The organism is Paraburkholderia flagellata (assembly GCF_021390645.1).
Taxonomy (GTDB): Bacteria; Pseudomonadota; Gammaproteobacteria; order Burkholderiales; family Burkholderiaceae; genus Paraburkholderia; species Paraburkholderia flagellata.
Genome location: NZ_JAJEJT010000003.1, coordinates 1,351,748 through 1,365,019 on the forward strand (window position 1 = coordinate 1,351,748; position 13,272 = coordinate 1,365,019).

Below are 13,272 nucleotides of genomic sequence, written 5' to 3' on the forward strand. Positions count from 1 at the left end.
TACGATCGGCAACGATTTAGATAAACTATGCGAATCTATCTTTAAACCATAGAATTGCTACGTTTATGGACACAGGCTTTCTGAGCAACCTGCTGCTGGTCGTGGAGAGCGGCTCGATGGCGGAGGCCGCGCGTCGCGTGGGCGTGACGCCTGCCGCTATCGCGCAGCAAATCCAGGCACTGGAGCGTGAGTTGGGTGTGGCGCTCGTCATGCGCGCGGGGCGCACCGTCATTCCCACGGAGGCGGGCCAGCGCGTCGTGGAGCGCGCCCGCTCGCTCGTGCGCGGGTTCGACGAGCTGAAAGCGCTGGCCCAGGAGCAGGAAATGGGCGGCGAACTGCGTGTGGGGACCATCACATCGGCGCTGCTGAGCGTGCTGCCCGACGTGCTCGCGCGCTTCGCCGCGGCTTTTCCGCAGGTCAAGCTGCTGATTCGCGCAGGCACGTCGACGGAACTGTTCGAGGCGCTGCAGCGCGGCGAGGTGGACGTGGCCATCTGCCTGCACCCCGCCTTCGCGCTGCCGAAATCCTATGACTGGCATCTGTTGCGTGAAGAACCCATCGTCGTGCTCGCGCCTGCAAGGTTCGCGCGGGCCGATCCGCACGAACTGCTGCGACGCGAGCCGTTCATTCGTTACGACCGCGCGCTCGGCGGCGGCAAGCAGGCGGACCAGTATCTGCGCCGCGCGAAGATCGCGCCGCGCGAGCTGTTCGAATTGAACTCGCTGATGGCGATTGCGCTGATGGTCGATCGCGGCCTTGGCGTTTCGCTCGTGCCCGATATCGGCACGCCGCTTACGAAGGGCTTGCGGCTTACGCGCCTCCCACTGCCCGAGGAAACCGAGCCGCGCCGTTTCGGCATTCTGTGGTCGCGCGCATCCACGCGCAGCCGCGTGATACGCGGGATGATCGAATGCTCCGCAGAGGTGCTGCGCAGGTAATGGCTGGGTGTCGTCACGGTCGCGCCGGCTTCACGCGCCCGCGGGCTTGCCGATGCGCTTGTGCCAGAGTTCGATGAACGACTCCGCGGCGGGCGAAAGCGAATGGTCGGCCCGCCGGATCAGATTGACGTCGCGCGTGACAACGGGCGCTTCGAGCTTGCGCGCGACGAGATCGCGGTGCGGAAACGCGCCGAGCAGCATACCGGGAAAGATTGCGATGCCGAGTCCCGCCTCGGTCATCGAAAGCCCCGTTGTCATATAGGACACCTCATATTCAATGGACTTGCGCTCGCCTAGCGCGAAGAGCGTCTCGTCGATCAGGCCGCGAATGCCGCTGCCCGGTTTCACGCCGATCCACGGGTAGCCGAGCGCATCGGCCCACGTTACGCGGCGCTTTTTCGCGAGCGGCGAATCCTTGCGGCAAATCGCGCAGAGCCTGTCGCGCGCGAGACATTGCAGCGTGATGCCTTCGGGTTTGTCGCTGATCGTGCCGATGCTGAACTCCACGTCGCCGGTGAGCGTGGAGGCGGTGAGCCGGTCGGGCGCGGCGTCGTCGATCGAGACCTCAATGTTCGGATACAGCGCGCGATACTCGGCCACGAGCCGCGGCACGATGGCCGCCGCGATGGAAGGCGTGGCGGCGAAGCGCAACTGTCCGCGCTCGCGCCCAGCCAACTCTTTCACGCTCGACTGGATCGATTCGAGGTCGCGCAGCATGCGCTCGACCGTGGGCAGGATTTCCTGCGCCGCCACCGTGGGCCGCAGCGAACGCGATGTGCGGTCGAAGAGGCGCATGCCGAGCGCTTCCTCCATCTGCCGGATCAGCACGCTGACGGCCGGTTGCGTGATGAACATTTCGTCGGCGGCGCGCGTGAGTACGCCGAAACGGCAGACGAGCGCGAACGCGCGCAGTTGCTTGATGGTCGGTTGCATAAAGTTACTTTATGGAGCCATTGATTTTGTTCGATTGTCTTCATGACTATAGTGCCTTACATTGCATTGCGGCAGATTCGCATGAAGCCGATAACGAACCGATAGAAGCAGCAGATAAAAGCAGGCCAGCCGCGAGCCGGCCGCAGGAGACAGTCGTGAGAGCAATGGATACGCGTATTCGCTGGCGCGGCGCCGTGGCGTCGACGCTCGGAAACGTGCTGGAGTGGTACGACTTCGTCGTATTCGGGTTTCTCTCTATCATCATCGCCAGACAGTTCTTTCCCGGCAATAGCGAATACGCAGCGCTCATGCTGACGACGGCCACTTTCGGCGCGGGTTTCGTCGTGCGGCCGCTCGGCGGCGTGCTGCTCGGCATGTACGCCGACCGCAAAGGTCGCAAGGCGGGCCTTACCCTCGTCATCGCCTTGATGACGCTGGCGGCCGCGATGATCGCCTTCACGCCCGGTTTCCAGCAGATCGGACTCGTTGCGCCCGCAATCGTCTTGTGTGCTCGCCTGCTGCAGGGTATTTCGGCAGGCGGCGAGTTCGGCACGGCCACGGCCATGCTGATCGAATACGCGCCCAAGGGGCGGCGCAACCTCTACGGCAGCTGGCAGATGTTCGCCCAGGCGCTGGGCGCGCTGCTGGCCGTGGCGATGGGCAGCGCGCTCACGCATCTGTTCACGCCGCACGCGCTCGAATCGTGGGCGTGGCGCATTCCTTTCCTCTTTGGTCTGCTTATTGGCCCGGTGGGTTTCTATATTCGCCGCAGTCTGCCGGAGACCGAGGCGTTCGAGCAGATCGAAAAACGCGTGAAGGCGCCGTTTAGCCGCGTGGTGTCGCAATACCCGCGCGAGCTTTTCGTGGCGACGGCGCTGAGCGCCGCACTCAACGTCATGGCGTACGTGATCATCACCTATCTGCCGATCTATTCGGTCCAGAACCTGCACATGCCGGTGACGCTGCCCTTTAACGTGCTGCTTGCGAGCGTGTTGCTGCGCGTGGTCACGATTCCGCTCTTCGGCCATATGGCGGACCGCGTGGGCGGTAACCGCATGATCTGCGGCTCGCTCATCGTATTTCTCATCGTGCTGTATCCGGCCTACTACTGGATCGTGAGCGCGCCTTCCATCGTTTCGATCATGACGGTCGAATTGCTGTTTGCATTGTTGATTGGCGCTTCGAATAGCCCGATCCCCACGGCACTTGCAGCGCTCTTTCCCACCGAAGTGCGCTCCACGGGTCTGGCGATTTCGTACAACATCGGCGCGGCGATTTTCGGCGGATTCTCGCCATTCGTGCTGACCTGGCTGTTGCACACCACGGGCAACAACATGGCGCCTGCGCACTTCTGCGCGGTGTTCTTCGCGCTGGGCCTCGTTGGGGCGTTCATGCTCAAGCGCGAGGCGCCGCATTTGAACGACCTTTCGGCGCCTTCGTCCATTTAAGCGGATCGACGCAACCCATACACGCTGACGCTTCCATCCATACGATAAGGATGACGAAGCGTTATTTGTTCCATCGGTTAATCTCGAACAGGAGAAACCAGCATGCCCGTCATCGACGTCCATACCCATATTTTCACGCACAAATGGCTTGACCTGCTCAAGGAGCGCGGTGGCGCCTACAACATTCAAACGCGGCCCGACGGGCAGCAGGAAGTGTTTCGCGGCAACACGCCGGTCGTGATTCCGCAGAAGGGCCATTTCGACTTCGATCTTCGCATCAAGCACATGAACGAAGCGGGTATCGACGTTTCGGTCGTTTCGCTGACGTGCCCGAACGTTTTCTGGGGTGACGAGGAAACGAGCTGCCAGGCCGCGCGCGAGACCAACGACACGATTGCCGAGGGACAGGCCGCTCACCCCGAGCGTATCCGCTGGTTCGCTTCGCTGCCGTGGGAGTATCCGCAACGCGCGGTCCAGGAACTGGAGCGCGCCTGCGCCAACGGTGCGAGCGGCGTGATGGTGCTTGCCAACGTGGCGGGCCGCAGTCTCACGGACCCGATGTTCGCGCCGATCTGGGCCGAGATCGACCGGCGTTCGCTGCCGGTGCTCGTGCATCCCACCGATCCGCCGGGCGTCGAGCAAATGGACATGACGAAGTTCGACCTGAGCTGGTCGGTGGGCTTCATGTTCGATACGACGCTCGCCATCACGCGCATGATCTTCGAAGGCTTCTTCGACCAGTATCCGAACCTCAAGATCATCGCCTCGCATGCGGGCGGTGCGCTGCCGTATCTCGCTGGCCGCTTCGGCAAAGGCGACGACGTGGAAATCCCGCAGCGCCGCCAGATGAAGCGCAAGCCCATCGACTATCTGCGCCACATTTACTACGACTGCATCACGTATAGCCCGGCTTCGCTCGAGTTCCTGATCTCGGTGGTGGGCGCAGACCAGGTCATGTTCGGGACGGACTGGCCGCATCAGGTGCATGACACGCGCGGCGCGTTTGCCAATACCGCGCGCTTGCCGAAGGCGCAAAGCGATGCGGTGCGCGGCAGCAACGCATTGAAGGTGTTTGGATTCTGAGCCGGCAAGATGGCAGGCGCGGCTGTTGGGCCGCGCTTGCCGAGATGGACGCTGCGCCTATTCCGCGAAAAGATCCGGCCCGAAGACTTCGTAGTGAATCCGGGCTTCGTGAACGCCGAGATTCTTTAGCGCGTCGTGCTGTATGCGCATGAAGGGAATGGGCCCGCAAATATAGTAGTCGGCGTCGGGTTGCAGAACCGCCTGCTTGATCTGGCCGATGTCGACGAACCCCGCGTAATCGTAATCGCTTCCCTCTACGTCACCAGGCAGCGGCTCGTTATAGAAAATCACGAGGTGGAAGTTGGCATTTGTGGTCGCGGTCTCGCGCAGACGGTCGCGCATGGCATGCACGCCGCTATTGCGTGCGCCGTGCACGAACACCACCTTGCGGTCCGGATCCTGAAGCGCTCGCTTGAGCATGCTGATCATCGGCGTGAGGCCCACGCCGCCGCTGATGAGCACGATAGGCGTAGGCGCGTTCACGTCGATATGGAAGTTGCCGTAAGGCGCGGCCAGTTTCACTTCGTCGCCCACGTTCACGTGATCGTGCAGCAGGTTCGAAACATAGCCGGCCGGTTGCGGGCCGCCGGCCTCGCGTTTCACGGAAATGCGGTAGGTCCGGCCATTGGGCATATCGGAAAGACTATATTGCCGAATCTGCTGCAAGCCGAGCGCTGGCACGTTCACGCCGATGCTGATGTACTGGCCGGGCTCGAAGTTCGCGACTGGGCCGCCGTCGGCAGGTTCGAGCACGAACGAGGTGATGACGCTGCTTTCCGGCCGCTTCTCGTGCACGACGAACTTGCGCCAGCCGGTCCAGCCGCCGAGCTTGTCGGCGGAACCTTCATACAACTGGGATTCCATGCCCATGAGCACGTCGGCGAGATTGCCGTAGGCCTGCGCCCATGCGGAGATGATGTCCTCGGTGGCTGCGTCGCCGAGCACGTCCTTGATCGCGGCTAGCAGATGTTCGCCAACGATCGGGTAGTGCTCGGGCAGCACACCGAGGCTTGCATGCTTGTTTGCGATGTTCTTGAGCACGGCTGCGAGGCTCGAAGGGTCTTCGATGTTTTCCGCATATGCGTAGACGGCGCGCGCGAGCGCCTGCTGTTGCTGCCCCTGTTCCTGGTGCGCCATGTTGAACACATTCTTCAGTTCAGGGTGGGCCTCGAAGAGCCGCGTGTAAAAACGCTTGATGATCGCGTAACCATGGTCCGCAAGCACGGGCGCGGTCGCCTTCACGATGTCCTTCGTTCGCTGAGTGAGCATTGCCGGTCCTCCTTTCACGAGTGGGGAAGCACGCATACTCGTTCCAGTCTAGACAATGACAGGCACCCTCGCAGGGACCGGCGCTTGAATTCAGGAGGGTGCGTCGGCCGATTTATCCACCGGATGCAATGTGACCGCCGCAGTAGGCAGACTTAGTACCCCTGCACCCAATGCCCCGGAATCCACACCCACTGGTTGCCTTCCCAGCGGTAGTGGCCCTTGGCCCAGGCGTAGCCCTGGGCGGGCGCGGGCGGCGGTGTCTCGACGCGCGGCGCCGGTTCCGGTGGGTGGGCGGGTTCCACGATACATGCGGAAAGGAGGGCAACGCACGCGACCAGGGTAACGGGGTACAGTAATTTTATCTTCATGACGATTTTCCTCCACTGATTGAAATTATTTGGTTATCCGAACTGATTACTGGTCTCGCTCACGCCCTTATCAAACCCGTAGTCGCATATTTCGTACCTGTGCCACCGAATAGCGTCGATGCCGTGCGCTGTGGATCGAGCCCGAGACTCTCCGCTGCAGCGCCCGCTATCAAGGCGTCGAGTGAAGCGGTTGGTTTGAGATCGCGCGACTCGTAGAGATCCGCCGTGCGCAGCCCTGGCCAGTCGGCCTGTACGCGTCCCCCTGCCACGGCGCCGCCCACGAGCATCGCCACCGAAGCCTGCCCGTGGTCGGTGCCGCCCGTGCCGTTCGCTGCCGCCGTGCGGCCGAACTCCGTGGCGACGAGCACCGTGGTCTTGTCCCACGCGGGGCCGAGGCCGTCGCGCAGCGAGGCGAGCATCGTGTCGAGCGCTTTTAGCTGATTCGCGAGCCGCGCATTCTGCGCGCTGTGCGTGTCCCATCCGCCGGTTTCGATCATGGCGATGCGCGGGCCATCGGAGCGCGACAGGAAACCCGCGGCCAGCTTGCCGACGCTCGCAGGGTCCTGGCGTGCGCTGGCGTCGCCGGCGAGTCCGCGTGCGTTCATTGCCGATGTCCAGAGCGAGCGCAGTTGCGGATCGGCTTCGTAGAGCGCCGAAACGCGCGTGAGCAGATCATCGGACGCGCTGGGCAACGCCGAGGGCGCGTACGAACTCACCTGTACTGAGCCACGTAGCGCGAGCGGCACGGTGGGCGCGAGCGCAATGGCGTTTTCGCGCGAGGCAGGCAGCATTGCGACGAGCCGGTTGAGCCAGCCGTCCTTGACCTGGTAAGGCGCGCGGCCGCCCGTTTCCAGCACGTTCTGGCCGTCGAAGTGTGAGCGGTCACGATACGGCGAGGCGATCGCATGCACGAAGAGCGCCTGTTTTTCGCGGTACATCTGCGCCATCTGTGCGAGCGACGGATGCAGTGCGAACGTACCGTCGAGTTTCGTGGCCTGGTCGTTGTCGATGGCGAGCGGGCCGCGCAGCGTCGCGTATGCAGGCTCCGCATAGGGCACGACGATGTTGAGTCCGTCGGCGGCGCCGCGCTGGATCACGAACACGAAGCGGCGTTCGGTTTCGACGCTGGCGAACACGATCTGTGGCGCGACGAGCATCGCGCCCGCGCCAGCGGCGGCGACGCGCAGAAAATGGCGGCGGGAAACCATGGCGGTTATCTCCTCAGGAAATCGGGCGAGACGAGCAGCAAGGCGATCGCAGTGGATGCGCTTTCGGCATGCGCGACCGCGCTTGCCGTGGGCGCGCTGAGCGTGGCGCCCATGAGTGTGTTGCCGAGCGTGCGCGGGTCGAGCCGGTCGCCCACGCGCGCCGAGAAGCGCTGCGCGACTTCCACGCGGCGCACGAGCGCATCGGGCGCGGCCCAGCTTGCGGCGATATCGTCGTAACCGGCGGGCGAGCCCGGCCGCCAGACCGGCTGGCCAAGCTGCGTGAGCAGCGGCGCGGCATTCATGTCGCCCACGTCGCCGGGTTCGCGCCAGCCGAGACCACGCATCGATGAAACAGTCCATTCCCACGGCGTCTTGAACTTCGCATCGACCGGCGCCCACGCTTGCGGCGCTTCAACGAGAGCGCGGTACACGGTGGGGAGATCGCCGCCGCTTTGCTCGAAGGCGAGCGCGAGGCGCTCGGTGAGTGCGGGCGGCGGATTGTCGGCGACGAAGTGGCGCGCGAGCTGGAACGCGATATGGCGGCTCGTGGCGCTCGCATGCGCGAGGTCGTCTAGGATGGCGAGCGCCTGCTGTTCGCCCGGCTGATCGTAGCGCTTGCCCATCACGGTGCGCGCTCCCGGCTCGTGCAGCGCCGGGCGAAACACGAAGCTGCCGGGCGCGGCCGCATTGGCCATATTCCCCGGTTGCGGCCCGCGCACCCCCGCCACGCTCCAGCCCGTTAGCGCACGTGCGAATTCGGTCACATCGTCCTGCGTGTAGCCGGTGCGCACGCCGAGCGTGTGCAGTTCCATGATCTCGCGTGCGAGGTTCTCGTTCAGGCCACGCTTGTGCGCGGGGTCGCGCTGATCGGCGCGCAGCGCGGCACGGCTGTCGGGCCCGACGGAGCGCGTCTGGTCGAGAAAGAGCTGCATGGCTGGGTGCTGCTCGACAGCGACCAGCATGTCCGCGAAATTGCCGAGCACGTGCGGGCGTATCGCTTCCATTTCGAATGCGCCCGCAATGCCTGCAATCAGCGCTTTATCCACCGATACCGCAAAGTGGTTCGACCAGAAATGCACGAGACGCTCGACGAAAGGCGTGTCGGTTTGCAAGGCGCTCATGAGGCGCGCGTTGACCGCGCTGCGGTAGATGCCCACGCTCTCGCGCCGGATCGCCTGATTGACCGCGCGGCGTGCAGCTTGTTGGGCGTTGGTTTCTCCGCTGGTTTGTCCGGTGGTTTTTCCGGTAGTGTCCGAAGCCGCGCTCGCTGCCGCGTCGCCCGCCATACCTTGCTGGCGTTCGGCGCCGAAGCGCGCGGCGAGCGCCAGCACACCCGGCTCGTTGCGCCATGCTGCGGGCAGCGGTTCGTATGCGGAGAACTGGCTGAGCAGCCAGCCTTTGGGGTTGGCAGGCGGCGTTTCGTCGGCGCGCGCGCCGAGGCCGAAGCGGTTCATGGCGATCGCGCCGGCGCGGGTATTCGAAAGGCTTTCCATGCGCGGTCCTTGTGCTCGCTGGAGCGTTGCGTATTCCCGTTAAACGGTGAACGCTCGCGTTATCCGTCGCTGGACTGCCAACTTTTTTATTGCGCGCCGCTTGCCTCGCTTGCGGCCGGCTGCGGCTGCTTTGGTTGCTGCGCCGGCAACCGCCACTGGCCGCGTTTTTCGAGTCCTTCGACGAACTTCACGCGTTCTTCGGGCGTGAGCGTGGCCGCGAAATCGACCACACCGCTTTCGATTTGCGCACGCAACGCGCTATCCGCCGTGCGTGTGCGCGTGAGCGCGGCGTCGATGGCGTTGCGGTCGAGTTGCGGTGCGGCGAGCAGATCGAGCACCTCGCGCCGTCCGTCGCGCCCGTCGCGCGCGTACTGGCGGCCTTCGCGGCGCGAGGACTTGAGCGCTTGCGCGAACTGCTGCTGGCGTTCCAGCGAAAGCTCCTCGGTGGCGAAGCGCAACGCCACGCGTTGCGCCGGTTGCGTCTGCGGCTCGCCGTGCACGGCGAACCAGCGCCACGCGCCGCCTGCAATGGCGCCGAGCAGAAAGACATTCAGGAGTACCGAGCCGACGAGCAGCGTCTTCCATGAGCAGCCGTTCATTCGTCACTCCCTTCGGCGCCGGGGTTGAGGGTCGATTCGCTCCAGTCCGAACTCGTCCCGCCAAAGCTCGTGCTGAGATACGTCTCGTGCGGTGCTGCGGGTGTCGTGCCGCCGAGCACGACAAACGATATCGTCAGCGCGCCCGCGAGCGCTCCGGCGAGGCCCACGCCAGCGAACGCCGCGCCCGACCACCAGAAGCTGCGGCGTTTCGCGGCGGAAACAGGCTTGACTGCGGGCTTGAATGTGGCCTCGACCGGTGCGCCCGCAACGATCTGCTCGAAGAGCGCGCGCGAGGGCGGCGCAACCATGTCGCGCGAGAGCCAGCTATCGAGGGCCACGGCTTCGTCGAGCGCCGCGTCGGCTTGCGCGCGATGCGCGCGCGCCCATTCGAGCGCGTCGTTGCGCTCGTGCTGTGGCCAGCGCTGCGGGTCGGCGCCATAAGCCGCGACGAGCGTGTGGAATCGTTCGGGTGTCATACGGAGTCCTTACCGGCAGCTTCGCCGGCCAGTTGTGCGCGCAAGGTGCGCCGGGCGCGCGCCAGCAGGCTTTCGAGCGCGTCCACTGAAATATCCATCAGGCCGGCTGCTTCGAGGTTCGACAGCTCTTGATAGTAAGTCAGCACGAGCGCTTCGCGCTGACGCACGGGCAGCGCCGCGAGTGCGGCGCGCACGCGTTCGTCGCGCGTGCGCGCTTCGATCTGCTGGTCGGGTGAGCCTGCGGGATCGGGTGTCGGCTCGGTCACGGCGTTCACGTCTTCTACGGTCTCTTCGCGGCGTCCGCGCAAGCGGTCGTAACACAGATTGAGCGCCACGCGATGCAGCCACGTGTCGAATTTCGCTTCGCCGGTGCGCCAGGCCGGCGCCTGTTTCCAGATCCGCACGAAAGCTTCCTGAGCGACGTCTTCGGCTTCGCTGCGGTCGCCCAGCATGCGCGTGGCAAGTGCAATGAGGCGCGGCAGCTTGTTCGCGACGAGCGTGCGCACGGCAAGCGGATCGCGCGCGCCGACGCGCGCGACGAGGTCCGCGTCCGGATCGCGTTCGTTCAAGGCCTTCCCGGCCTTGGAAGTCTGCAACGATTGAACCGCAGGCGAACCCGCTGCCGCGCCGTCATAGTCGTTTCCCAGTTTGAAGTCGGGCATTCACACCTTATGCCGATCTATGCCACGTCATGCCCAGTGGCCCGGTATCCATCGCCAGTTCGGGCCGTCCTCGACCCAGTGGCCCGGCACCCAGTCGTAGCCCGAGCGGGCCTCCTGCCAGCGGCCGGGCTCCCAGACATAGACGCCCCGATCCCAGCGCCAGTGGCCTGCCTGCCAAACATAGCCTTCGCGCGGCGGCGGGGCGGCTTCTTCCCGCGGCGGCGGCGGCGAAGTTGGCGCGACGACCACGGGCTGCTGTGGCGGCGCGTTGGGTTCGACGACCACGGCCTGAGCTAGCGCGGCCGTTGCGGTGGAGGCGAGCAGGACGGCGGCAAACGACGAAAGCAGTGGTTTGCGGATCATAATTTCTCTCCCTTGATGCTGAGGGGTCAACAGCCCCTATATGACTTGAACGGCGCCGCGGGGAAAATCCGTCGCGGGCCATTCATTCAGCATGCAATTTCCGCGCTCAGCGTCGAACTTACCGATTTGGAAAACATGTTGCTTGACAACTGCAAGATCCGAACCCGAAAGACTTGCGCTACGGGTTTATACCTAATATGAACCGCCACAAAATTGTTAAATTTCTGTCTTAGAATGGACACTCTAGATTGACTGCGGCGATGCAACATGAGTTTCCAAACATAGGAATCCAGCCGTAAGTCAGGCCATCGGGGGTTGGCGCTTTTATTAGTATGACTAACCAAGGAGCATGATCTGATGTCTGTTTCCGCACCCGAACAATTCCGCGCGAACTACCAGGCTGGCGTCGCAGCGTTCTTTGCGCTCACGAAACCCGTTTTCCAGGGCGTGCAGGCCGTGATCGATCTCAACGTGCAGGCCAGCAAGGCTGCCATCGCCGAAAGCGAAGCGACGCTCAAGGGTGCTCTCCAGAGCGGCAATCCCGCCGAGTTCCTGACGCAGCAAATTGGCGCGTCGCAGCAAGCGGCTGCCAAGGCTATGTCGTACAGCCGCCACCTCGTCGATATCGCGACGACGACTCAAAACGAGTTGATTCAAGCCGCCCAGGTGCAATCGGGCGAGAATGAGCAGCGCTTCAAGGCCTTTTCCGAAGGCCTGACGCAAAACGCGCCCGTCGGCGCGGAGTCTTTCGTCGCGGCCATGAACTCGACGTTCGCCGCCGTGAACAATGCCGCCGAGACGCTGCGCGGCGTGACCCGCCAGGCCATCGAAACGGCCCAGAGCAATTTCCAGAACGTTGCCGCCTCCGTCCAGGAAGCCGCGCCGGTTGACGTCCAGCCGGCAACCGCTAAGGCGACGAGCCAGGCCAAGGCCTGATTTCGTTCCTGCCAGACCGGCAATACGCCCATACCCGCCTTCGTCGTCGTCTCTGAACGACGAGGGCGTGGTATTCGCCGGTTCAGTTTTCAAAACATCGATATTTCAGCGTAATTGCAGAGCAGGAGCTCAACATGACTGACATTGTGATCGTTTCGGCCGCACGTACGGCAGTAGGCAAATTCGGCGGTTCGCTCGCGAAGGTGGCGGCTCCTGACCTGGGTGCCATCGTCATCAAGGCGGCGCTCGAGCGCGCGGGCGTTGCGCCCGAGCAGGTGAGCGACGTGATCATGGGTCAGGTGCTGACCGCTGGTTCGGGCCAGAACGTGGCGCGCCAGGCATCGATCAAGGCGGGCCTGCCCACGGCCGTTCCCGCCATGACGATCAACAAGGTGTGCGGCTCGGGCCTGAAGGCCGTGATGCTGGCCGCGAACGCGATCATCGCGGGCGATTCGGACATCGTCGTCGCCGGCGGTCAGGAAAACATGAGCGCCGCGCCGCACGTGCTGCCGGGCTCGCGCGACGGCTTTCGCATGGGCGATGCAAAGCTCATCGACAGCATGATCGTCGACGGCCTGTGGGACGTGTACAACCAGTACCACATGGGCGTGACCGCGGAGAACGTCGCGAAGGAATACGGCATCACGCGCGAGGAGCAGGATGCGTTTGCGGCGCTCTCGCAGAACAAGGCCGAGGCTGCGCAGAAGGCAGGCCGCTTCGACGCGGAAATCGTGCCGGTGGCGATTCCCCAGCGCAAGGGTGAGCCGCTGCAGTTCGCGACCGACGAGTTCGTGCGCCATGGCGTGACGGCCGAATCGCTCGCGGGTCTGAAGCCGGCGTTCAACAAGGAAGGCACGGTGACGGCGGCCAACGCCTCGGGCCTCAATGACGGCGCGGCAGCGGTCGTGGTGATGTCGGCGAAGAAGGCCGAAGCACTGGGCCTGAAGCCGCTCGCGCGCATCAAGGCGTACGCAAGCGGCGGCGTGGATCCGAAGATCATGGGCATGGGCCCGGTCCCGGCTTCGAAGCGCGCGCTGGAGCGCGCGGGCTGGTCGGTGAACGACCTCGATCTCATGGAGATCAACGAGGCATTTGCCGCGCAGGCGCTGGCCGTGAACAAGCAGATGGGCTGGGACACGTCGAAGATCAACGTGAACGGCGGGGCGATTGCGATCGGTCACCCGATCGGCGCGTCGGGCTGCCGGATTCTCGTGACGCTGCTGCACGAAATGCAGCGCCGCGATGCGAAGCGTGGTCTCGCCTCGCTGTGCATCGGCGGCGGCATGGGTGTGGCGCTCGCGCTCGAGCGTGCTTGATGCCGGTTTCAAAGCCGTAAGCAGCGTAGTAAACACGTAGCAAGCGGCTCGTCGCACGCGCAAGCAGCGGCGAGCCGCCAGTAGCAACAACCACGCGCAATACTAGAAATTGACCAGAAGCCGCGCGGTATTCGCCTTGCCTTCGTCCTGGGTGGAAGGACAAAGCCAGGCAAAAGTGTA

The 13,272-nt window shown here is 64.1% G+C and carries 14 protein-coding genes; 5 read left to right on the top strand and 9 right to left on the bottom strand.

The features are described from left to right. Nucleotides 1-65 precede the first annotated feature (65 nt). A complete protein-coding gene (locus L0U83_RS29810; protein WP_233887713.1) occupies nucleotides 66-938 on the top strand; it encodes a LysR family transcriptional regulator in 873 nt (290 codons plus the stop codon). 30 nt (nucleotides 939-968) lie between these two features. On the opposite strand, the gene L0U83_RS29815 is transcribed toward L0U83_RS29810, so the two are convergent. After that, complete coding sequence (locus L0U83_RS29815; protein WP_233887714.1) at nucleotides 969-1,871, bottom strand: LysR family transcriptional regulator; 903 nt, start codon at nucleotides 1,869-1,871, stop codon at nucleotides 969-971. Nucleotides 1,872-2,035: 164 nt separating this feature from the next. Between L0U83_RS29815 and L0U83_RS29820 the strand changes: the two genes are divergently transcribed. Then, nucleotides 2,036-3,319, top strand: coding sequence for an MFS transporter (locus tag L0U83_RS29820; protein WP_233887936.1), 1,284 nt, complete (start codon nucleotides 2,036-2,038; stop codon nucleotides 3,317-3,319). Between the two features lie 102 nt (nucleotides 3,320-3,421). Next, nucleotides 3,422-4,402, top strand: a complete 981-nt coding sequence (locus L0U83_RS29825; RefSeq protein WP_233887715.1) for an amidohydrolase family protein — start codon at nucleotides 3,422-3,424, stop codon at nucleotides 4,400-4,402. Between the two features lie 57 nt (nucleotides 4,403-4,459). On the opposite strand, the gene hmpA is transcribed toward L0U83_RS29825, so the two are convergent. The 8 genes from hmpA to L0U83_RS29865 all read right to left on the bottom strand — a co-directional run bounded on the left by hmpA (nucleotide 4,460) and on the right by L0U83_RS29865 (nucleotide 10,840). Then, nucleotides 4,460-5,671: an NO-inducible flavohemoprotein gene (gene hmpA / locus L0U83_RS29830; protein WP_233887716.1), complete on the bottom strand. Its 1,212-nt coding sequence runs from the start codon at nucleotides 5,669-5,671 to the stop codon at nucleotides 4,460-4,462. Nucleotides 5,672-5,823: 152 nt separating this feature from the next. Next, complete coding sequence (locus L0U83_RS29835; RefSeq protein ID WP_233887717.1) at nucleotides 5,824-6,039, bottom strand: YXWGXW repeat-containing protein; 216 nt, start codon at nucleotides 6,037-6,039, stop codon at nucleotides 5,824-5,826. Between the two features lie 59 nt (nucleotides 6,040-6,098). Next, nucleotides 6,099-7,247: a DUF1501 domain-containing protein gene (locus L0U83_RS29840; protein ID WP_267939539.1), complete on the bottom strand. Its 1,149-nt coding sequence runs from the start codon at nucleotides 7,245-7,247 to the stop codon at nucleotides 6,099-6,101. A gap of 5 nt (nucleotides 7,248-7,252) precedes the next feature. Continuing rightward, on the bottom strand, nucleotides 7,253-8,740 hold the full coding sequence (locus tag L0U83_RS29845; protein ID WP_233887718.1) for a DUF1800 domain-containing protein: 1,488 nt from the start codon (nucleotides 8,738-8,740) through the stop codon (nucleotides 7,253-7,255). 86 nt (nucleotides 8,741-8,826) lie between these two features. Then, nucleotides 8,827-9,339, bottom strand: a complete 513-nt coding sequence (locus tag L0U83_RS29850) for a periplasmic heavy metal sensor (protein WP_233887719.1) — start codon at nucleotides 9,337-9,339, stop codon at nucleotides 8,827-8,829. Further along, the gene (locus L0U83_RS29855) at nucleotides 9,336-9,815 is read right to left on the bottom strand and encodes a hypothetical protein (protein ID WP_233887720.1); all 480 of its coding nucleotides are present in this window, start codon (nucleotides 9,813-9,815) and stop codon (nucleotides 9,336-9,338) included. The genes L0U83_RS29850 and L0U83_RS29855 overlap by 4 nt, the downstream gene beginning before the upstream one ends. Continuing rightward, the gene (locus tag L0U83_RS29860; protein WP_233887721.1) at nucleotides 9,812-10,477 is read right to left on the bottom strand and encodes an RNA polymerase sigma factor; all 666 of its coding nucleotides are present in this window, start codon (nucleotides 10,475-10,477) and stop codon (nucleotides 9,812-9,814) included. Before L0U83_RS29860 ends, L0U83_RS29855 begins: the two co-directional genes overlap by 4 nt. A 27-nt stretch (nucleotides 10,478-10,504) precedes the next feature. Beyond that, nucleotides 10,505-10,840, bottom strand: coding sequence for a hypothetical protein (locus L0U83_RS29865; RefSeq protein WP_233887722.1), 336 nt, complete (start codon nucleotides 10,838-10,840; stop codon nucleotides 10,505-10,507). A 357-nt stretch (nucleotides 10,841-11,197) separates the two neighbouring features. Here L0U83_RS29865 and phaP point away from each other — a divergent pair, with 357 nt between their 5' ends. Together phaP and L0U83_RS29875 are read left to right on the top strand one after the other, a co-directional pair. Further along, entirely contained in the window at nucleotides 11,198-11,776 is a 579-nt protein-coding gene (gene phaP, locus L0U83_RS29870) for a TIGR01841 family phasin (RefSeq protein WP_233887723.1), read from the top strand. Nucleotides 11,777-11,910: 134 nt separating this feature from the next. Next, nucleotides 11,911-13,092, top strand: coding sequence for an acetyl-CoA C-acetyltransferase (locus L0U83_RS29875; protein WP_233887724.1), 1,182 nt, complete (start codon nucleotides 11,911-11,913; stop codon nucleotides 13,090-13,092). The last annotated feature ends 180 nt before the right edge of the window (nucleotides 13,093-13,272 follow it).

Coding starts and splice junctions, on each gene's coding strand:
- L0U83_RS29860 (WP_233887721.1), bottom strand. CDS start 10,477: ATGCCCGACTTCAAACTGGGAAACGACTATGACGGCGCGGCAGCGGGT.
- phaP (WP_233887723.1), top strand. CDS start 11,198: ATGTCTGTTTCCGCACCCGAACAATTCCGCGCGAACTACCAGGCTGGC.
- L0U83_RS29825 (WP_233887715.1), top strand. CDS start 3,422: ATGCCCGTCATCGACGTCCATACCCATATTTTCACGCACAAATGGCTT.
- L0U83_RS29810 (WP_233887713.1), top strand. CDS start 66: ATGGACACAGGCTTTCTGAGCAACCTGCTGCTGGTCGTGGAGAGCGGC.
- L0U83_RS29865 (WP_233887722.1), bottom strand. CDS start 10,840: ATGATCCGCAAACCACTGCTTTCGTCGTTTGCCGCCGTCCTGCTCGCC.
- L0U83_RS29850 (WP_233887719.1), bottom strand. CDS start 9,339: ATGAACGGCTGCTCATGGAAGACGCTGCTCGTCGGCTCGGTACTCCTG.
- L0U83_RS29875 (WP_233887724.1), top strand. CDS start 11,911: ATGACTGACATTGTGATCGTTTCGGCCGCACGTACGGCAGTAGGCAAA.
- L0U83_RS29855 (WP_233887720.1), bottom strand. CDS start 9,815: ATGACACCCGAACGATTCCACACGCTCGTCGCGGCTTATGGCGCCGAC.
- L0U83_RS29835 (WP_233887717.1), bottom strand. CDS start 6,039: ATGAAGATAAAATTACTGTACCCCGTTACCCTGGTCGCGTGCGTTGCC.
- L0U83_RS29845 (WP_233887718.1), bottom strand. CDS start 8,740: ATGGAAAGCCTTTCGAATACCCGCGCCGGCGCGATCGCCATGAACCGC.
- hmpA (WP_233887716.1), bottom strand. CDS start 5,671: ATGCTCACTCAGCGAACGAAGGACATCGTGAAGGCGACCGCGCCCGTG.
- L0U83_RS29840 (WP_267939539.1), bottom strand. CDS start 7,247: ATGGTTTCCCGCCGCCATTTTCTGCGCGTCGCCGCCGCTGGCGCGGGC.
- L0U83_RS29820 (WP_233887936.1), top strand. CDS start 2,036: ATGGATACGCGTATTCGCTGGCGCGGCGCCGTGGCGTCGACGCTCGGA.
- L0U83_RS29815 (WP_233887714.1), bottom strand. CDS start 1,871: ATGCAACCGACCATCAAGCAACTGCGCGCGTTCGCGCTCGTCTGCCGT.